The sequence below is a fragment of the Glutamicibacter sp. genome (assembly GCF_032154645.1).
In the GTDB taxonomy this organism is placed as follows: domain Bacteria; phylum Actinomycetota; class Actinomycetes; order Actinomycetales; family Micrococcaceae; genus Glutamicibacter.
The window spans coordinates 1-19,066 of sequence record NZ_JALDXV010000026.1; the positions used below are offsets into that span (position 1 = coordinate 1).

General features: G+C 59.7%; 19 protein-coding genes. 11 read left to right on the top strand and 8 right to left on the bottom strand.

The annotated features are described in order from the left end of the window. The coding region (locus tag RUH64_RS15640; protein ID WP_313814630.1) for a peroxidase family protein at positions 1-1,007 on the top strand (1,007 nt) is incomplete at its 5' end. Positions 1,008-1,096: 89 nt separating this feature from the next. Here the strand turns inward: RUH64_RS15640 and RUH64_RS15645 are convergent. From RUH64_RS15645 to RUH64_RS15655, 3 genes are all read right to left on the bottom strand, one after another. Continuing rightward, complete coding sequence (locus tag RUH64_RS15645; RefSeq protein WP_313814632.1) at positions 1,097-1,726, bottom strand: hypothetical protein; 630 nt, start codon at positions 1,724-1,726, stop codon at positions 1,097-1,099. Positions 1,727-1,794: 68 nt separating this feature from the next. Next, on the bottom strand, positions 1,795-3,336 hold the full coding sequence (locus RUH64_RS15650) for a nicotinate phosphoribosyltransferase (protein ID WP_313814633.1): 1,542 nt from the start codon (positions 3,334-3,336) through the stop codon (positions 1,795-1,797). Positions 3,337-3,347: 11 nt separating this feature from the next. After that, entirely contained in the window at positions 3,348-4,166 is an 819-nt protein-coding gene (locus RUH64_RS15655) for a phosphoribosyltransferase family protein (protein WP_313814634.1), read from the bottom strand. A gap of 316 nt (positions 4,167-4,482) precedes the next feature. Between RUH64_RS15655 and RUH64_RS15660 the strand changes: the two genes are divergently transcribed. The 3 genes from RUH64_RS15660 to RUH64_RS15670 are packed head-to-tail and all read left to right on the top strand — an operon-like array spanning position 4,483 to position 7,944. Then, positions 4,483-5,346, top strand: a complete 864-nt coding sequence (locus RUH64_RS15660) for a MurR/RpiR family transcriptional regulator (protein ID WP_313814636.1) — start codon at positions 4,483-4,485, stop codon at positions 5,344-5,346. Positions 5,347-5,357: 11 nt separating this feature from the next. Continuing rightward, on the top strand, positions 5,358-6,554 hold the full coding sequence (locus tag RUH64_RS15665; protein ID WP_313814637.1) for a M20 family metallopeptidase: 1,197 nt from the start codon (positions 5,358-5,360) through the stop codon (positions 6,552-6,554). Between the two features lie 28 nt (positions 6,555-6,582). Next, positions 6,583-7,944: a DUF3100 domain-containing protein gene (locus tag RUH64_RS15670; protein ID WP_313814638.1), complete on the top strand. Its 1,362-nt coding sequence runs from the start codon at positions 6,583-6,585 to the stop codon at positions 7,942-7,944. Positions 7,945-8,026: 82 nt separating this feature from the next. On the opposite strand, the gene RUH64_RS15675 is transcribed toward RUH64_RS15670, so the two are convergent. The 4 genes from RUH64_RS15675 to RUH64_RS15690 all read right to left on the bottom strand — a co-directional run bounded on the left by RUH64_RS15675 (position 8,027) and on the right by RUH64_RS15690 (position 10,654). Next, positions 8,027-8,656, bottom strand: a complete 630-nt coding sequence (locus RUH64_RS15675; RefSeq protein WP_313814639.1) for a methylated-DNA--[protein]-cysteine S-methyltransferase — start codon at positions 8,654-8,656, stop codon at positions 8,027-8,029. Continuing rightward, positions 8,653-9,150 carry a sigma-70 family RNA polymerase sigma factor gene (locus RUH64_RS15680; protein WP_313814640.1) on the bottom strand — a complete coding sequence of 166 codons (498 nt, stop codon included), beginning with the start codon at positions 9,148-9,150 and terminating at the stop codon, positions 8,653-8,655. Before RUH64_RS15680 ends, RUH64_RS15675 begins: the two co-directional genes overlap by 4 nt. Positions 9,151-9,243: 93 nt before the next feature. Further along, positions 9,244-9,990 (bottom strand): siderophore-interacting protein, encoded by a 747-nt coding sequence (locus RUH64_RS15685; protein WP_313814642.1) that lies wholly within the window; start codon positions 9,988-9,990, stop codon positions 9,244-9,246. 85 nt (positions 9,991-10,075) lie between these two features. Then, positions 10,076-10,654 (bottom strand): histidine phosphatase family protein, encoded by a 579-nt coding sequence (locus RUH64_RS15690; protein WP_313814643.1) that lies wholly within the window; start codon positions 10,652-10,654, stop codon positions 10,076-10,078. Positions 10,655-10,982: 328 nt separating this feature from the next. On the opposite strand from RUH64_RS15690, the gene RUH64_RS15695 reads away from it, so the two are divergent. Both RUH64_RS15695 and RUH64_RS15700 read left to right on the top strand, forming a co-directional pair. Next, positions 10,983-12,353 carry an O-acetylhomoserine aminocarboxypropyltransferase/cysteine synthase family protein gene (locus tag RUH64_RS15695; protein ID WP_313814644.1) on the top strand — a complete coding sequence of 457 codons (1,371 nt, stop codon included), beginning with the start codon at positions 10,983-10,985 and terminating at the stop codon, positions 12,351-12,353. After that, on the top strand, positions 12,353-12,847 hold the full coding sequence (locus tag RUH64_RS15700) for a CoA-binding protein (RefSeq protein WP_313814645.1): 495 nt from the start codon (positions 12,353-12,355) through the stop codon (positions 12,845-12,847). The genes RUH64_RS15695 and RUH64_RS15700 overlap by 1 nt, the downstream gene beginning before the upstream one ends. 71 nt (positions 12,848-12,918) lie before the next feature. Here RUH64_RS15700 and RUH64_RS15705 read toward each other — a convergent pair whose 3' ends face one another. Continuing rightward, entirely contained in the window at positions 12,919-13,944 is a 1,026-nt protein-coding gene (locus tag RUH64_RS15705) for an ABC transporter substrate-binding protein (protein ID WP_396276071.1), read from the bottom strand. A 237-nt stretch (positions 13,945-14,181) separates the two neighbouring features. Here RUH64_RS15705 and RUH64_RS15710 point away from each other — a divergent pair, with 237 nt between their 5' ends. The 5 genes from RUH64_RS15710 to RUH64_RS15730 all read left to right on the top strand — a co-directional run bounded on the left by RUH64_RS15710 (position 14,182) and on the right by RUH64_RS15730 (position 19,065). Next, positions 14,182-15,105: a FecCD family ABC transporter permease gene (locus RUH64_RS15710; RefSeq protein WP_396276070.1), complete on the top strand. Its 924-nt coding sequence runs from the start codon at positions 14,182-14,184 to the stop codon at positions 15,103-15,105. Further along, a complete protein-coding gene (locus RUH64_RS15715; protein ID WP_313814646.1) occupies positions 15,102-16,145 on the top strand; it encodes an iron chelate uptake ABC transporter family permease subunit in 1,044 nt (347 codons plus the stop codon). The genes RUH64_RS15710 and RUH64_RS15715 overlap by 4 nt, the downstream gene beginning before the upstream one ends. A 315-nt stretch (positions 16,146-16,460) precedes the next feature. Beyond that, positions 16,461-17,147, top strand: coding sequence for a polysaccharide deacetylase family protein (locus tag RUH64_RS15720; protein ID WP_313814647.1), 687 nt, complete (start codon positions 16,461-16,463; stop codon positions 17,145-17,147). A gap of 161 nt (positions 17,148-17,308) precedes the next feature. Further along, positions 17,309-18,085 (top strand): DeoR/GlpR family DNA-binding transcription regulator, encoded by a 777-nt coding sequence (locus RUH64_RS15725; protein ID WP_313814681.1) that lies wholly within the window; start codon positions 17,309-17,311, stop codon positions 18,083-18,085. Continuing rightward, entirely contained in the window at positions 18,082-19,065 is a 984-nt protein-coding gene (locus RUH64_RS15730; protein WP_313814648.1) for a hexose kinase, read from the top strand. The genes RUH64_RS15725 and RUH64_RS15730 overlap by 4 nt, the downstream gene beginning before the upstream one ends. Position 19,066 lies beyond the last annotated feature (1 nt).

The following is a 19,066-nucleotide window of genomic DNA, read 5'->3' on the forward strand; positions in this document are numbered from 1 at the left end:
CTGAAGAGTTCGCGGACGCTTACGCCCGTGCTTGGTTCAAGCTGACCCACCGCGACATGGGCCCGAAGTCCCGCTACTTCGGCCCAGAGGTTCCTGCTGAGGACCTGGTTTGGCAGGATCCACTGCCAGCAGCTCCAGAGGTCACCCTGGGTGCCGCTGAAATCGCAGGCCTGAAGGAACTGATCAAGGAATCCGGTCTTTCGGTTCAGCAGCTGGTATCCACCGCTTGGAAGGCCGCAGCTTCCTTCCGTTCCTCGGATAAGCGCGGTGGAGTCAACGGCGGCCGCATCCGTCTGGAGCCTCAGGTTTCATGGGCTGTCAACCAGCCTGCAGAGCTGAAGCCAGTGATCGCCAAGCTGGAAGAAATCGTTGAAACCTTCAACGCTACTTCCGACATCAAGGCTTCCTTCGCCGACGTTGTGGTTCTTGCCGGCAACGTAGGCGTCGAGCAGGCTGCTCTGGCCGGCGGCCAGCAGATCGAGGTTGCTTTCGCACCGGGCCGCGTTGACGCTACCCAGGAGCAGACCGATGTTGACCAGTTCGCATGGCTGGAGCCAGTTTCCGACGGCTTCCGCAACTACGACTCGGGCTTCATCAACCTGCCAAGCGAGTACCTGCTGATCGACAAGGCCAACCTGTTCGGCCTGTCCGCTCCAGAACTGACCGTTCTGGTTGGCGGTCTGCGCGTACTGGGCAACAACTGGGATGGCTCGAACCTGGGCGTCTTCACCGACACCCCGGGCGCGCTGACCAACGACTTCTTCACCAACCTGCTGGAGCCAGGCATCGAGTGGACTGCTTCGGATGACGAGCAGACCTACACCTCGAAGGATGGCCGCTGGGTAGGTAGCCGCGTTGACCTGCTGTTCGGTTCCAACTCCGAACTGCGTGCGCTGGCTGAAGTCTACGCATCGGATGACGCGAAGGAGAAGTTCGTTCGCGACTTCGCCGCTGCATGGGCCAAGTTCATGAACTCGGACCGCTTCGACCTGGCTCGCAAGAACTAAGTTCTTAGCAGCTAGTTCCTAGCACTACAAGGGCGGTTGCCTTCCTCCATTCGGAGGAAGGCAACCGCCCTTTGTTTAACGCCATTGGATTAGCGCTGTTCAACCCATTGCCAACGGGCCGGTGGACGCCCCGTCCCCTGAGGGACCGCCTCAAGTTTGCGGATCGCCTTGTTCGATGACAGCGCGCGGCCGACATTATTGACCACTGGTTCGGGCCTGCCTGCGGCAGTCGCGAGTTCTTTCATGCGGGCCACCACATCTGCCGTGGTGAAGTCGTCGCCCAGCAGTGCCTTGGTCAGGTCCGTATTGACCCAGAGCGAGTCAAGCAACACCGAGCATGCTTGGGAAATGATCTGGTTGTGGTCGAAGGGCAGCGCCGGAAGCTGATCGAGCGGATAGACCCGCACCGAATCGCTGTCCGGAAGTCTGTCGAGTAGCACGAGGTGCGCGATGGACAGCGTTGGGCCGCGCTCGTCGCGCTCGAAGTCGTCGAACACCGCTGTGTGCACCATGGCGAGGTATTCGCTGATGCCTGTCTTGGAGAGCAGTGCGCGTTCGACCGCTTCGCTCAGCCTTTCATTGGCATTGAGCAGAACTCCTGGCAGGGCCGCCTGCCCGATGAACGGTTCAAAGAGCCGCAGCCCGGTGATGACGCAGAGCTGGCCGTCCTGAACTATGAGTGGAACCGCATCAATGGAAACGAGGGGCTGGGTAGGCATAGTTCTCATCATAGGGCAGCCGATCCGCCGGGTATTTACCGAGCGGATCGACTGGCGGCAATGATCGTTCAGCGCAGGTTTCCCAGAACCCGTCGCACATCGTTGAATGACTGGGTCCGAAGGAACTTGCCGTCTTTCCATACGGGCCTGAGCAATGAAGCCGCTTCCTGTTCGGCAGTCGCCTTCTCGATCAGTGCAAGCTCCCCGTACTCATTTTCAACCACCGACAAACGACCGGTGGCGGACTTCTTCATTCCGCTGTCCGTGACCGGATCCTTGAGCAAATTGTGTCCCTCGCCGTTGATTTCCGCCCAGGTGGCTTTGACTGCCGAGGAGAAGGTATCGCGGGTGACGAACTGATAGGTGAATGAACCGACCCCAAGCACCACATTCGACGCGGCGAAGCCCATCGCCTCAAGTTTCCCGGTGATCTGCCGCGCGCGATCCATGGTGATTGAATCTCCGTAGATCAGACCGATGTGCGGGTCCAACTCCTTGAATCCAGCCTCATTGATTCGTCCGCCGAATACCTGCCACAGCAGGCGCACGGCGCCCAAGTGGGCGGGGTCCAGTTCCTCTCCCTCTTCGTTTTCAAGGTCTGCAATGCCGCAGATAATATCGACAGGATCCCCAGAATCTGGGCGGATCACCAGCTTTCCTTCACGGCTCATGATCTGCTCCTTGAGCGTTGGGAGGATTTGGGTCAGCACCTTCCAAAAGTCCATGGTGTCCGAAACCACCGAGATGTTCCCGGCAGGGTATTGATTGATGATGCGCCGGTAGGTGTCCAGCTCGTCGACCGCGCTGATTCCGGCGCTCATTACGGAGTGTTCGGTTGCCGGGATGGATCCGATGACCAACTGGTTGTCGGTTCCGGCCGCGCTCGGGTAGTAGCGGTTGACCCAGTCCATGGTGGCCAGCGAGTCCGATCCTGTGAAGGAGAGCAGGTGCCCGGCGCCCGAAGCCGCCGCCGCGTGGGCTCCCGGCATTCCGCGGAAGCTGAAATCGTGGAGCTGCCAGTTCACCGCTGACAAGTCTCCGCCGGTTCGTTCCGCTGCGGCGTCGAGGATCCCTCGGTAGGTGTCGGCGGTCGTGGCGGAGGTTGAAGCCTGCCAAATTTCCGAGGAGAGGACGGTCTCGATGTAGTTGGTCAGCCAGAAGAATTCGGGCAGGGTGTTTTCAACCGTGAAGCTTGGCACGCGCAGCGGGACGCGGGTTCCTTCGGGCAGCGCACAGAAGATCAGTGGCAGGTAGCCCAACCGGTGCAGTGCCCTGATGTGTCCGGTGTCGATTCCGTGATCCGGCCCCAAGACAGCGACCAGCTGCTGATCGTACTCGGCCACCGCTTCATCTTCGTCGGCGGCAAAGAACGGCGCAAAGGCCTCAACACAGTAGGACTGCAAGAATGCCTGCAAACCAAAGTGCACGACCTTCTCAATTCCCTCAACCCGTGACGCGCGGTTGGTGTAGTTGGAGAGGACCCGCGTGGTTCCGGCGGGGTAGATATCCTTGTGACCCAGCTTGTAGCAGTCGGTGAGAAACAATGCCGCGGTGACGGACGGTGCTGTCATCTGGGTGAAGGCTGCCGGTGAAGTTGTTGTAATGCTCATGATGCTTCTCCTTAGAACATGAAAGTGGAGACGGGAATGATGGTGGCGTTGACCTCAGGGTTTTGATGCCCGGGGTGCGAGTCGGTGGTGAAGATTGCTCCGAAATTTTCGCGCAGTCGTGCAGCCTTTCCGGAAAAGACTCCGTGGCTGACCCACAGGTCGAGGCGATCGCTACCGAGCCCCGTTGATTCGGCAAGTCCTCGGAAAGTTCCGCCGCCATCGCAGATGTCGTCGACGACCAGGAGCCTGCCGCGTTCGGGAAGCGCCTCGCAGCTGAATCCGCTGAGTTTTCCGGTGGCGAAGTCCCGGTGTTTGGACGCCCGGAACATCGGAACCCCCAAGGCGTTCGCGGCGGCCTGCGCCCGGTTCACGGCGCCCGCATCCGGTGCTATCACTCCGACATATCGGCGGCCAAGAATGCGCTGATCCGAAGCGAGTACGGCCGCTGAGTCGATGACCAGCAGGTTGTTGATCAGTCCGACCATGACCGGAGAGTGCGGATCGAAGCAGATCACCCGGTCGGCTTCGAGGCTGTTGATCATATTCGCGTAGACCTTGGCGCCGAATGGCTCGCCGCGGTCTGCCCGCGCCGCAGGCAGATAAGGGATGACAGCTTCCACCGTGTGTCCGTGCTGGTGCGCGTAGTCGATCCAGAGTCCCGCACGCACGTAGTCGTTGGCATCGGTTCCGGTGATGAGCACTCGCACCGGAGTTTGCTCCGAGGCCGCCGGCCCAAGGGTGAAGTGGAGTTCACCTGCTGGAAACTGCGTGAAGTTCACATCGGAGTAAACCGTGAATCCTGCTGGGACTGAAGCGAATGTCTTGATCATGACTCAACGATAACACATAAACATCACATGATGTTTATTATTTTCAAAATTAGAGCGCGACTAGCAGGGGGTGGAAATATTTCCCTTTCCAGCCAGGCACCCCAAAGTCACCTGGGCACCAAAAACAGCGACAGCCGTCAGTAAATATTTATTCCAGAAAGTTCCAATACATCCTTCGGGGCAACTTTTGGATCAGCGAGGGGTACCAAAACTCTTGCAACAAGCTATGCAAAAAGATGTTTCTGCAATTACTATTGCAATTCAGGGACGTTGATATGTCCCGCATCACAGGCTGGCAGTGGCGAAAGGCAAGCGCGTGGACAACGAATTGGACTCACAACAGGGCACACCCTGGCATGGCGATCTCTTCGGCAATACCAAGCTCACAAAATCCCAGCAGCGGGTAGTTAACAGCCTGAGCCTGAACCCAAAATTTGCCGCCTACGCTGAGCTGAATGAAGTTGCAGAACGCTCGGCGGTCAACAGCTCAACTGTCGTTCGCACCGCCCAGACTTTGGGGTATTCAGGCTGGCCGGACCTGCAGCGCGAACTTCGCGCACAGTTCCTGGTCTACATCTCCCGCGAAGCTGAATTCAGTGAACAGGTCGTCGTAGAATCTCCGGTCCACGATTCATTGGCGCACGACGCCAAGAACCTTGAACTGGCCCGAAACCTGATAGATGCCGAGAAAGTAGCTGAATGCATCGATGTCTTGTGCAATGCAAAACGCATCATTTGCCTAGGCCAGGGATCCCATGCAGCCCCCTCGATGGTCTTCGCCCACCTGGCCTCGGTCATGGGCTACCCGGCAAGTTTTGAACAGCGCACCGGTGTCCATTTGGCTGCCATCCTCAACACGCTCACCGAAGGCGACGTACTGCTGATCTCCCACCTCTGGAGACCGCTGAAAGAGTACACCGCCGCAGCCCGAATCGCCGCGGCCTCCAAGGCGAAGGTCATCACCATCACCGACCTGACCACCAGCCTGCTCGCTAAATACAGTGATCACGTGCTTCCCGTACCAAGTGAAGGCGTCTTCACCTTCCAGTCCGCCACAGCAGCAGTTTCCGTGGCCTACGGTCTGCTTGCCGGAATGGAAAACCACGAATCTCACGCCATCCGACCACGACTGGTCAATGTCCACGAACTGTGGAACGAGCTCGAAATCTACGAATCTTAAAAGGAGCATTCATGTCTGAACTGATCAGCGGCAACCCCGAACTCTCACGCAACCTCGAAGAAAACTGGGAAGCGAAACGCCAGCTCATTGAAGATCTGGCTAAGGACATTCATGCACACCCCGAACTCTCATTCCAGGAACACCGCGCGGCGGCAAATATCACCGCGCTGTTCGCCGATCACGGCTTCACCATCACCGTGGGCATCTGCGATCTGCCCACCGCTTTCGAGGCGAGCATCGGCACCGGCGACCTGGTCGTCGGCATCTGCATCGAATACGACTGCCTCCCACAGGTGGGGCACGCCTGCGGCCACAACCTGATTGCCGGCGCATCGATCGGCGCAGCACTGACGCTGGCTCCACTTGTCGACGAGCTGGGCATCACCCTCAAAGCAATCGGCACTCCCGCAGAGGAGCATGGCGGCGGCAAGGTACTCATGCTTGAGCGCGGCGCCTTTGACGGTGTGGGACTGTCGCTGATGGCACACCCGATGCACGAGGGTCGTACCAGCAACCCGCTGGGCACCACCACCCAGGCGGTCGGCCGCTTCAAGGCAATGTTTACCGGTCAGGCGGCTCACGCAGCGGCTATGCCGCACCGTGGAATCAATGCAGCAGATGCAGCAACGCTGTCTCAGGTAGCCATCGGCTTGCTGCGCCAGCAGCTGCCCGACACCCACCGGGTTGCGTCCTACATCGAAGAAGCAGGGCACGTCACGAACATCATCCCGGACTACTCGGTAGTGCAGTTCGAGGTTCGGGCCTTTGAGCTTGAAGAATACGAGCAGTCGCTGGCGAAGGTCCGCCGTTGCTTTGAAGGTGCAGCTGTGGCCACCGGCACGACCCTTGAGTTCGAAGCCACCGAGCCGCTATATGAACCAGTGGTTCAGGACGAACTGCTTGCCACCTTCTGGAACGACGCCATGGCCGCCCGCGGCAACGACGTCAGCCCCGTCGACCCTCGTGAAAGCTCCGGGGGCTCCACCGATATGGGCAACATTTCGCAGGTAATCCCTGCAATCCACCCAATGTTTGCCGTGCCGGGCGCTACCGCGCCAGTGCATTCGGCAGGGTTCACCGCTTCCGCAAACACGCCGGAAGCCTACCAGGTCATGACCGATGCTGGCCTGTCTCTCGCAGCCGCAGCCAGCGCCGCTGTGCTTGCAGACCGTGACCGTTTCATCGCCGCAGCGTACGCCCGCGGCTAACAACTCGGCCTTTGCCACAGGACACCAAATGAAAACTATGTCATCTACCGCCAAGATCGGCGCAAAGCACGCGCTTCCGATCTCCATCTTGGCCCTGGTAGTCACCATCATTGCCGAATTGATCGGCAAGAAGACCTTTGATGTTGGGATCGGCACACTACTGATTTTCCCCATGGTGTGGGGACTTATTATCGGTGCGGTACTGACGCTGCAGAAGTTCAAGCCGGTATCCATTACCTCGCAGAAGATCGCCGCAGGTTTCTCCTCCATCGCGGTGCTGCTGCTGGTGGTTCGACTTGCAGCGGACATCGGCCCGCACATTCCCGACCTGATCTCCGCAGGACCTGCCCTGTTCCTTCAGGAAATCGGTCACATGCTCGGTACGATCGTGTTGGCGTTGCCATTGGCAGTCCTGTTGCGCATGGGGCGTTCCACTGTTGGCGCAACCTTCTCCATTGACCGCGAGTCTTCTTTCGCGATGGTGTCGGCCCGATTCGGCTCCAACTCGGATGAATACCGCGGCGTGCTGGCCATGTATGTCTTCGGCACGATCTTCGGAGCCATCTACATCTCGCTAGTGACCTCAGTGGTGGCAAGCTGGGGAATTTTCGACCCGCTGGCGATGGCGATGGGCGCGGGCGTCGGTTCCGGATCCATGATGGCCGCTTCTGCTGCCAGCATCTCCGCTGTCTACCCCGATTCCGAGCAGGCAATCTTGTCCATGGCCGCGGTGTCCAACCTGATCACCACCGTGATGGGCACCTACGTCGGCATGTTCGTGGCACTGCCGCTGGCGAATAAGGTCTACAACTTCCTCACCGGAGCCAAGCGCAAGGCCGCCGCCGCAGTAACAGCGGAACGGACCGGGATCCTGCCCGATCAGGACAAGGCACTGGCTACGCTCGAAGAAGACAACGCCCAGTTCGCCGAGGAAGCTTCCGAGGTGGGCGCGGTGGAACATGTACCGCTGCGGGTATCCTTGCCGGTCTTGTCGGTCATGGGTATCGCAACAGCCACCATCTCCGTGGGCTTCAGTCTCCAGCTGATCTACTCCTACCTGGTGATCTGCGCGTTGATCGTTGTGGGCGCCTACCTGGCCAAGTGGACCAAGAACAAGATCCCTTCGCTGATCTGGCTGACAACGATTGTCGCAATCTTGTGCAGCCCCATCTCCCCCGTGGCTGATTTCTTTGTCCACACCCTCAGCGCGGTGCCGTTCCTGTCAATCACTACGGTGGTGCTGACCTGTGCTGGCCTGTCCTTGGGCAAGGACATCGGGCTGCTGAAGAAGATCGGTTGGAAGATTGTTCCCGTCGGTCTGGTGGCAATCACTGCCTCCTTCATCTTCGCAACGATCATTGCCGAGTTTGCCTTGGGACTCTGGCACTAATCGCACGAATTTGAACTCAACGGTCCCGGCGGGCGGTCTCAGTGACTGCCCGCCGGGACCGTTTTCTGATCACTGGTAGTTTCTAAAACAGCGTCTGCCCACGTTCGCCGTAATTCGGGTTCTCCAACTTCAGCAGTGTGGTCTTCACGTCCAGCCCGCCGAGGTATCCGCCCAGCGAGCCGTCGCTGCGCAGCACCCTGTGGCAGGGCAGCACAATGGGCAGCGGGTTCGTTGCACAGGCTGAGCCGACCGCACGCACCGCCTTGGGCTTGCCGATGTGTTCTGCCACCTGCGAATAGCTCAGCGTCGTACCATAGCCGATGGTCCCCAGTTCAAGCTGCACCTGGCGGCGGAAGTCAGTTGAAAGCTGCAGATCCAGCGGCACGGTGAATTTCTGCAACGCCCCGGCGAAGTACTCGTCCAGCTGAAAGGCCAGCCGGTCAAAGTTTCGTGGATTCTTGAGAATTCTGGGGCTGATCTTCTCCGAAAGGATTTCCAGGATGCGCTCGTGACCTTCGGATTCAAAGGCGACCCGGACCAGTCCGTGTTCGGTGCTTGCCAGCAGCAGCTTGCCGATGGGACTGTCGACGATTCTGTAGGACAGGTCGACGAGCTCTTGCTTCCCGGCCTCAAAAAGCAGTTGTTCGTGCAGCAGGTCCAGTGCCGCGCGTTCTTCAGCGGTGGGCATGCCCTGATTCAGTTGCTTGTTCATGACAACTCCTGAAAGTACTCGTTGCCTGCGCTCAGTGTGCGCAGTTTCTTCACTCCGTCGGCTGCTGCTCGACGGGCCGCCGCCTCGGTTCCGTTAAGAATCTGGGCGATCTCCGCGTAGCTCAGCCCACCGAGGTAGCGATAGGCCAGCACCAGCCGCTGTTTGTCAGGCAGCTGTTTGACCTGTTGCCAAAGCTCTTGCTTCTGCACCGCAGATTCGACGGTTTCGATAGTTTCATCTGCCGCATCGGGCAGCTGTTCCCAGGGGATCTCGGGGCGTTGCCTGCGCAGTTCGTCGATCGCCTTCCGGTGGGCAATGCGCACCAACCAGGCCACGACATTGGCGTCGTCGTCCAACTCGGGATAGGCCTTGAGCGCGGAGAGAAAGGTTTCAGACCATGCGTCCTGGGCGCGGTGCTCGTCCAAAATGGCACGGCAAACGCGCAAGACATTCAGCCCATAGTCATGGACGATCTGCTCGAATGGTGCTTTCATGGTGCTCCTGTGCCTTGCTCACTGATGGGCCTTCACCATGTAAACGTATCGCGAGTCGGATTTGTGAGCCGCAATCGGGAAAAATTTTCGTGATTACGCGAACGCTCTGCCCAAGATCCAGTAAAACTGCGTGAAGTAGGCTTCCTTGGGCAGTTCATGGGCCTTGATGACGGTTCGCAGCCTTTTGACCAGCTCCTTCTCACCAGCACCCCAAACGTAAACGTCGGATTCCTTGCGCAATATCTGCTCGAGTTCTTCGGCTAATGCGGTGCCCAGGACCGGTGTGGGAGAAACCCACGTCCACGTATCGAGCTTCGCGTGTTCTTGCTGCGGGAATCCCCGTGTGGAACCGTGAGCATCTTCCAGCAGGACAGTGATTTTTGGCGTATCCAGCTCGTCGGCGTAGCTCAGCCAGCTGTTGATCGCAGGCAAGGCCGTCAGGTCACCGGCGAGCACAAGATGTTCGCATTTGGCGGGGATTTTTGGCCTGGCCGGCGTCAGCGAAATTTCCATCTCATAACCGGGGCTGACCCCCTTAGCCCAATCGCCGGCAGCCCCCGGGATCTCATGCAGGACGAATTCCAGGTCGAATTCGTCCAGCTCCTTGCGCAGCGCTGTGACGGTGTATCCGCGCTGCACGATTCTTCCGTCGACGGCGCCCAGTTTCGGTACCCAAATGCGTACCCACTCGGTAGGAAAGCCTTCAAGCGCCTCGACGGCCTGGGGTGAGTGAAAGGTGATGCGGCGATATGAGTCGGCGAGGTCTTCGAACGAACTGACAGTCACGGGATAGTTCTTGATCCGCATGACTTTCATCATTGCGCGCTGCCAATTCGCCATCGCCGATTCCTTCGCCTAGGTAGAGCCCATCGCCACTGAAATAATATTTACGATACTACTTCATTACCTATTTAGCGGCGTTGCTTCAGTTCAGTTGTCCCACTTTTCCCGGGGCCTGCTGACGCTGCTGGTGCAGCTCGGAAAGCAGCTGAAGGTCGATTTCTAAAATTTCGCCGTTTTCCACGGACTTCTGAAGGCGCTCGCCTGCCAGGGCGTCGCGCACCGTGCGCATGGTGGCGCCATGACTGACAATCATGACCCGCTGCCCCGCGTATTGTTGGGCAAGTTCCAAGAGCGCGGGCAGCGCGCGGTCCAAAATCGCAGGGTGTGTTTCCAGTTCGTGGTTCACCAAGGCCGCTTCTTCGTCGCTGACTTCCGACATAATGCGGCCTTCGAGTGAGCCGAAACCTCGTTCGATGAGTTCGGGCACCGCGGGACCGGTGCTCATTCCTGCTTGCTCTGCGATCAGCGCGGCAGTTTCCTGCGCCCGCCCCAGCGGCGAGGCAAGAATCAGATCCCATTCTTTGCCACGCAGGTAGCGTCCGAGACGGCGGGCCTGATTGCGTCCGGTCTCATTGAGCTCGATATCGGTACGCCCCTGCAGCCGGCCGACCAGGTTCCAGTCGGTCTGTCCGTGTCTTACCAATGCGAGCGCAGTATCCATTACTCGAGCATAAGCCGTGGGCAGAAGATATCGAATAATCTCCGAGTTAAGAAGAAATACGCAACGTTACGACTCATAGTTAGGTCATTTTCGGTCACGTTGCGAAGATTATTACGACCATCCCGAGCGGCCGAGAGATCTGGTTCGATGACGCCACAGCAACCTCCCACAGCCGGTGGATACGGTGCTACCGCCAGAAGCGATGGAGCTGCTTTCCGCCATGAATTTGCGGGCAAGCGTCATTGATCCCGGGATTCCTGCCTCGATGGCCTTGAAGGTTGAATGCCTGAAGGCCGAAGAACCAGTCGACAAGGAGTCGTAAGCCACCATGGCAGACCATCAGTTTGGATTCCGCACCCGCGCACTTCATGCCGGAGGCACCCCTGACGCCGAGCACGGCGCCCGGGCAGTACCGATTTATCAGACCACTTCTTTCGTGTTCAAGGACGCGGATGATGCGGCGAACCTCTTCGCACTGCAGAAGTACGGCAATATCTACTCGCGCATCGGCAACCCGACGGTTGCGGCCTTCGAAGAACGCATCGCTTCCCTGGAAGGCGGAATCGGCGCGGTTGCCACCGGCTCCGGCATGGCGGCCGAGTTCATCACCTTTGCAGCCCTGGCCCAGGCCGGCGACCACATCGTCGCCTCCTCCAAGCTCTACGGCGGCACCATCACCCAACTCGACGTGTCACTGCGCCGCTTCGGCATCAACACCACCTTCATCGACTCCAACGATCCCGCCGACTTTGAAGCTGCGATCCAGGAGAACACCAAGGCTGTCTACACCGAGGTGGTAGCCAACCCCTCGGGAGACATTGCGGACATCGCCGGGCTCGCACAGGTGGCGCACCGCCATGAAATTCCGCTGGTTGTCGACTCCACGCTGACCCCGCCCTACATCCTTCGCCCCATCGAGCACGGCGCAGACATCGTGATCCATTCGGCGACCAAGTTCATCGGCGGCCACGGCACCACCATGGGCGGGGTCGTGATTGAGTCGGGCAAGTTCAACTGGGGCAACGGCAAGTTCCCCACCATGACCGAACCGGTGGCAAGTTACGGCAATGTCTCCTGGTGGGGCAATTTCGGCGAGTACGGCTTCCTCACCAAGCTGCGCAGCGAGCAGCTGCGCGACTTCGGGCCTGCGCTTCAGGCCCAGGCCGCGTTCCAACTGCTCCAGGGCGTCGAAACCCTGCCGCAGCGCATGGACAACCACCTGTCCAACGCGCTGAAGGTGGCTCAATGGCTGCAGGCCGACGAGCGCGTCACCTACGTCAACTACGCAGGGCTGCCGAGCCACCCGCAGTATGAGCAGGCCCGTGAGCTGCTGCCCTTGGGTGTCGGCTCGGTCTTCAGCTTTGGGGTGAAGGGCGGCCGGGCGGCCGGCGCCAAGTTCATCGAGGCGTTGCAGCTGGCAAGCCACCTGGCGAACATCGGCGATGCGCGCACCCTGGTGCTGCACCCCGCCTCGACCACCCATCAGCAGCTCACCGATGAACAGCTGGTCTCGGCGGGCGTTCGAGATGACCTCATCCGCCTTTCGGTGGGTCTGGAAGACGTCGAAGACATCATCTGGGATTTGGACCAGGCGTTGAGCGCCTCGCAGGAGGCTGCGGCCCACACCGAGTTCGCCGCATCAACCTACGACGGCGCCGCCTGCGCGGTGCCAAGCACTGCTTTGAAGGAGGCTAAGTAATGAGCACCGCTAAACGAACCTGGGAAGGCCCTGGCGCCGCCGAGCGCCTGAACATCCTGCGTGAGACGAAATCCATCGCCATCGTGGGAGCCTCGAACAAGCCCTCGCGCGCCAGCTACTTCGTTGCCACCTACCTGCTGTCCTCCTCCAACTACCGGGTCTACTTCATCAACCCGGTAGTGGATGAAATCTTGGGACAGCCGGTCTATAAGTCGCTTGCTGATCTTCCCGAGGTCCCCGATCTGGTGGAAGTCTTCCGCAAGCACGACGACCTGCCCACGGTATTGGACGAGGCCGTGGCGGTGGGGGCGAAGACCCTATGGCTGCAGTTGGGCTCATGGCATGAGGAGGTTGCGCGCCGCGGCGAGCAGGCGGGACTGAACGTCGTGATGGACCGCTGCGTGAAGATTGAGCACGCACGCTTCCACGGTGGCCTGCGTTTGGCAGGGTTCAATACCGGCGTGATTTCTTCCAAACGCCAGGTGCTGGCCTAGCCTCGGCCGAGAAAATGCAGCTCCTTCGAATTTTCGCAGGAGCTGCATTTTATTTTGCGGTTCGCTTGGAACTACTTCACGAGGTAGCCGCGCAGATCGTCGAGAATCTGGTTGGCACCGGTTGGGCCCAGGCCCAGGAACCACACATCGTCATTGACGCGGAATGCGTGATCGTTCTTGACCGCTTCCAGCTGCTGCCATACAGGGCCCTCGACCGCCGCCTTTTCACCGGTAGCTTCAGGGGTGCCGTAGGAGGTGTAGAACAGCCAGTCGGAGTCGGCATCGGCGAGGTTCTCCGCCGAGATCTCTGCGGCAAGATCGTCGATGTTCTGGTTATCCGGGCGGGACAGGCCCGCGTCCTGCAGGATGACGCCGATCAGCGACTTGTTGGCGTACAGGCGGATCTTCTCAGGCATGAAGCGCAGCAGCGAGATCTTTGGATCGCCGTCAACATCCTCGCCAAGGGCGGTGGCCTTGGCCTGGTAGTCATTCAAAACTGAGACTGCCTTGTTCTCTTCGCCGAGGGCCTCACCGGCAAGCAGGAAGTTTTCCTTCCAAGGGAAACCCGGGCGGATCGAGAAGACGGTCGGCGCGATCTCGCTGAGCTGGCCGTAGAGCTTGTCCGCGCGCAGCTGCGAACCGATGATCAGATCCGGCTTCAACGCAGCGATGGATTCGAGGTTCAGCTCCTGAATGGTGCCAACGGTCTTGGCGTCCTTCACCTCGTCGGCGAGGTAGCTGGGAACCGAGTTTGCGCCCTCGGTGGACGGGATACCAACCGGGGTGATGCCCAGCGAGAGCACCGCATCCAGTTCACCGGTATCCAGCACCACGACACGCTGCGGCTTGGCGGCGATTTCGGTGGTTCCGTTGGCATGGGTCACGGTGCGCGGGAAGACACCGGCTTCAGCGTCGGAGCCGAACTTTGCGGTCTCTTCATCGGCAGTGGTGAAGTTCTGACCGCCGACGGCAACATCCTTGTTGCCGGAGTCTGAGTCCGCGGTGTTGCTTGCGGCTCCACAGCCGGCGGTAACGGCAACCAGCAGTGCAGCGGTGGCGCCGAGGATGGTGCGGCCCCACGAAGTACGAGTGTTCAATAAATTCACGACGCCAATATATCCTATTTCCCGCCGCTCCTGACAAGGTAAGGATCAACTACGCAGACTACGGCGCGGTAAGGTAAATCAGTCAGCACCCTCACCGTGAAAGCGCGCCTCAAAACAGTGAAGACACTTGATCCACCGACTGCATTGCAACATAGCAAGTCAGCAAAGAGACACTTGTTAGTCCTCGGACTATTAGCCGTACTTTTGGTATCCCTTATGGCTTTCTCTTTGAGCATCGGATCACGGGCCTTGAGCCTTGAAACAATTTTTAATGCGTTGGGCACCACACAGCAGTCGGTGGAACGCAGCCTCATACTTTCGGCGCGCCTGCCCCGTGCGCTCTTGGCGGTTTTTGCGGGTGCCGCGTTGGGTGTTGCCGGGCTGCTAGCCCAGTCGCTCACCCGCAATCCCCTGGCCGAACCTGGCATCTTGGGAGTGAATGCAGGTGCTTCGCTGGCGATCGTGACGGCCGTAGGGTTTTTGGGCGTCTCCGGTTTTGCCGGATATGTTTCCTTCGCCTTCCTCGGCGCGCTCGTGACGGCGGCTCTGGTTTATGTCATCGGACGACCCCGCGCAGGTTCCACCGACCCGGTCCGGCTGGTACTTTCAGGTGTAGCGATCGGCGCGATCTTCACCGGCCTTGGCACCGCACTGTCGCTGATCCGGCCTCAGGCATTCGACCAACTTCGGGCATGGACCATCGGTTCCCTGCAGGGACGCGATGCTTCGATCATCGTTCCGTTGGCGATCCTCACCGTGCTGGGCATCGCACTGGCCGCGCTGTGTGCGCGTTCCCTCGACGGCCTTGCCCTGGGTGAAGATGCCGCCACGGCTCTGGGCATCAACATCCACCGAACTCAAATTCTGGTGTTGGCAGCCATCACCATTCTTGCAGCGTCGGCTACCGCAGCGGTGGGTGCGATCGGTTTCATCGGCCTCATGGCGCCGCACGCCGCGAGGCGCCTGGCAGGTTCGGGCACCGGGTGGATCATGGCCTATACCTGCCTGCTGGCTCCCATGCTGCTATTGGTTGCGGACGTTGTGGGACGCATCATGCTGCCGGGAGAACTCCAGGCCGGAGTGGTCTGCGCGTTCATTGGAGCCCCGCTGCTGATCGCTCTCGCTCGAGGCAAGAAGGCGGTGGCACTGTGAGCCCACCCCAAAGTATCCAGCCGCTGCTCGCTTCCCGCTCGGCGGCGCACCGGGCAACCCGCGGACGGCTCGTCGGGCTCTGCCTGGCACTCGGCTGCCTTCTGGTTCTCGTCCTCTCCATATCCGGCGGCGAATACTCCATCACACCATCGAAGGTAGTGCACATCCTCTTTGGCGGGGGTGAAGGACTGGAGAAAACCATCGTCTGGCAATGGCGCATGCCCCGTGCTGCGGCGGCGCTAATCTTCGGTGCAGGCCTAGCGGTATCCGGTGCGGTCTTCCAAAGCCTGACCCGTAACCCGCTAGGGTCCCCCGACATCATCGGCTTCTCCACCGGAGCCTACACGGGCGCACTGCTGGTGCTGACCTTTGCCGGTGGCAGCTTCCTGCTCACCAGCTTCGGCGCACTTCTCGGCGGCCTGCTCACCGCGCTGGCGGTGTACCTGCTGGCGTGGCGCAACGGCACCGCCGGCTTCCGGCTCATCCTGGTGGGCATCGGCGTTTCCGCCGCACTGGCATCCTTCAACCACTATCTGGTGCTGCGCGCCGAACTGGACGTGGCGATGGCCGCCGCGGTGTGGGGCGCTGGCTCATTGAACGGCGTGACCTGGGCCGGGGTCATCCCGGTATCTCTTGTGGTGGTTTTTGCACTGCTCGGCGTACTGCTGTGCTCGAAATCCATGCAAATGCTGCAGATGGGCGACGACCTGGCAAGCGCCCTTGGCATGCGAGTCGAGCGCGCCAAGCTGGTGCTGGTAGTGCTGGCGGTATTGCTCATTGCCGCCGTCACGGCTTTGGCGGGGCCGATTGCATTCGTTGCGCTGGTGTCCCCGCAGCTTGCCAAACGGTTGGTTGGTTCCGGATCGCTGAATTTGATCCCCACGGCGCTCACCGGGGCCTTCCTGCTGGCCTTCAGTGATCTCTTGGCGCAGCGGCTCTTTGCCCCGATCCAGCTTCCGGTGGGAGTTGTCACCGTGTGCCTCGGTGGCGTGTATCTCGTCTACCTGCTCAACCGCGGAACGCAGAAGATCCGAAGTTAGGTGCTACGCCACAGCACGGTGAGATGCGCGGCATAGTTTTTCGTCGAAATTCGACCTCTGACATGCCTCGTTATAACGATTCGGTTGAGTTTGCTGTGCCACCGGGCTGTCGATTTGGCATGGTGGGGCTGTACGCGAAAGGCTGTTTTCATGCCCTCCCGTTCACGCCTTAGCGCGGTGTTGTCTTTTTCTCTGTGCGCACTTCTCCTTACCGGTTGCGCCGGCGCCCTTCAGTCTCCGTCGAGTCTTGCCAAGCAATCGATTTCGAACCTGATGCCTGCGCATACCGCAACACGGTCGGTAGATACTCAGAGCGTGGCGGTTCCCGTCCATGAGCAGAAGGTTCAGGCTGTTGTTGCGCCGGCGGTCCCATTTATCCTGAGACCGCAGCCTGCGGTGGACTGCGCCAAGGAAAAGTGCGTTGCGTTGACCTTTGACGACGGGCCCGGGCGCTACACCGAGCGCCTTCTTGACCAATTGAAAAAGGAGAATGCCCGAGCTACGTTCTACCTTCTGGGTCAGAATGCGCCGCTGTATCCCCAGACCCTTCGTCGCATGGTTTCCGAGGGGCACCAGCTCGGCAACCACACGTTTGACCATAAGAGCCTGACCGCCCTGTCCAAGGCGCAGGTGTCTGAAGAGGTCAATGCCTCCGCGCAGAAGATCAAGGACATTGCCGGTTTCGCCCCGGATACGATGCGCCCTCCCTACGGCGCACGCAACCCTGAGGTTGATTCGCTGATCAATGTTCCAATGGTCCTCTGGGATGTCGACACCCTGGATTGGAAACACCACGACCCGAAGCAGACAGTCAAGATCGCACTCGACGAGGTGAGCGACGGTTCGATCATTTTGATGCATGACATCCATGAGTCGTCCGTCAAGGCTGTTCCACAGCTGATCTCAAAGCTGAAGCACAAGGGATACAAGCTTGTGACGGTCAATGAGCTGTTCTCTGATCAAGACTTCGTCGGATCCAAGACATACGCGCGAAGGGCATAGTTTTCGAGAACTCCTCCCGGGGTTGCCAAGCAAACCAACAAAAACACAGAAAAAGGCAAAAACCAATCGCCATTTCGCTTGACGTTGCCACATAAACGGGCATAAAGTCATGAAAACACAGATTCATGTGTTCTAGATCATGACCAATGACGGAGGCGAAAATGTTCGCGGAAGAACGACACCAACTGATCGTCGAACAGCTTGCTGCCGACGGAAAAGTCAGCGTTGCACAACTTTCCGAACGCTTCGAAATCACCCGCGAAACGGTTCGACGTGATCTGGCGCTGCTAGAGTCGGAAAACTATCTGCGCCGCGTCCACGGCGGCGCCGTCGCAGTCGGCGACGCCAGCACCCGCGAGGAAAGTTATGTAGTCCGTACCGCGATCCATGCCGAGTCCAAGGCACGCATCGCTCAACGTGCGCTCAGCCTGCTTCCAGTGTCCGACGCCTCGGTTATCATCGATGCAGGAACTACCACCGAAATTCTTGCCGAGCGCATGGTCAACACCAATGCAGGAGCTGGCTTGCTGGTGATCACTCACGCGCTGCCCATCGCCTCGGTCTTGGTGCAGAGCCCCGACATCGCCCTAGAACTGATCGGTGGGAGAGTCCGAGGCATCACCGGCGCCGCCAGCGGTGCTCGTACCACCCAGGAATTCTCCAACTACCGTGCGGACATTGCCTTCATTGGGACCAACGGACTGCATGCGGACTTTGGCCTGAGCACCCCCGACCCACTGGAAGCGGCCGTCAAGACCGCCCTGATGTCTAGCGCACGGCGCGTGGTGCTGCTTGCAGACAGCTCGAAGTTCGATCAGGAAACATTGGTCCGCTTCGGCTCCCTGAACAGCATCGACGCCCTCGTCACGGACCAGCTGCCCGAAGGCGAACTGGCCCGAGCCTTGCATGACGCAGACGTTGAGGTGATCGTGGCATGATCATCACCCTCACCTGTAATCCGTCACTTGATAAGACCATCGAGTTGGATTCCGAGTTGGCGCCAGGAACCGTACAACGTGCACGATCCACCCATGTACAGGCTGCCGGCAAGGGGGTCAACGTGACCCGAGCACTGCATACGGCGCAGGCCGCCACACTCGCGCTGCTCCCCGGAAATCCCAATGATCCGCTGCTCCGCGAGCTGTCCACAGACTCTGTGCCGCACCGCAGCCTTCCCATCGACGCAGCGCTGCGCACCAACATTACGCTGGTAGGTCCCCATGGCATCACCACCAAAATCAACGAGCCAGGACCAGTTCTCGGTGCCGAAACACTTAGCCAATTAGAACAGCTGATCGTCAGCAGCATCCTCGAATTCAATGCTTCTTGGCTGGTACTTGCCGGGTCGCTGCCTCCCGGGGTCCCCTCCGACTACTATGCACAACTCATTGCGTCCCTGCGCCAGCAGTTGAAAGATCGCTGCCCCAAAATTGCGGTGGATACCTCAGGAGCCCCGCTACGGGCGCTCTTCGCTTTCGAGCCGGGCCATGTTCCGGATCTGATCAAGCCCAACGGGCACGAACTGGCAGAGCTGGCGGGGTCGAGAATCACCGAGGCTGAGCTTGAGGCGTCGCCGCAGCTGGTGGCTGCAACGAGCGGTGCACTGCTGGAACGCGGCACCGGCGCGGTGCTTGCAACGCTCGGTGCTTCAGGTGCCGTGCTCACCACTGCCGAGGGCTCATGGGTTGGCACTCATGCACCCGTCAACGTACGCAGCACCGTGGGAGCCGGAGATTCATCGTTGGCCGGCTATCTGCTGGCAGACACCGCGGGGTTGGAACCAGCACAGAAGCTACGCTGGGCTATCGCCTACGGGAGCGCCGCAGCGGCCCTGCCGGGTTCCACCATACCCACCCGAGATGACCTGCGCGTTGACGCGGTCACTGTCACTGCACTTGAGCAACTACAAGGATCATAAT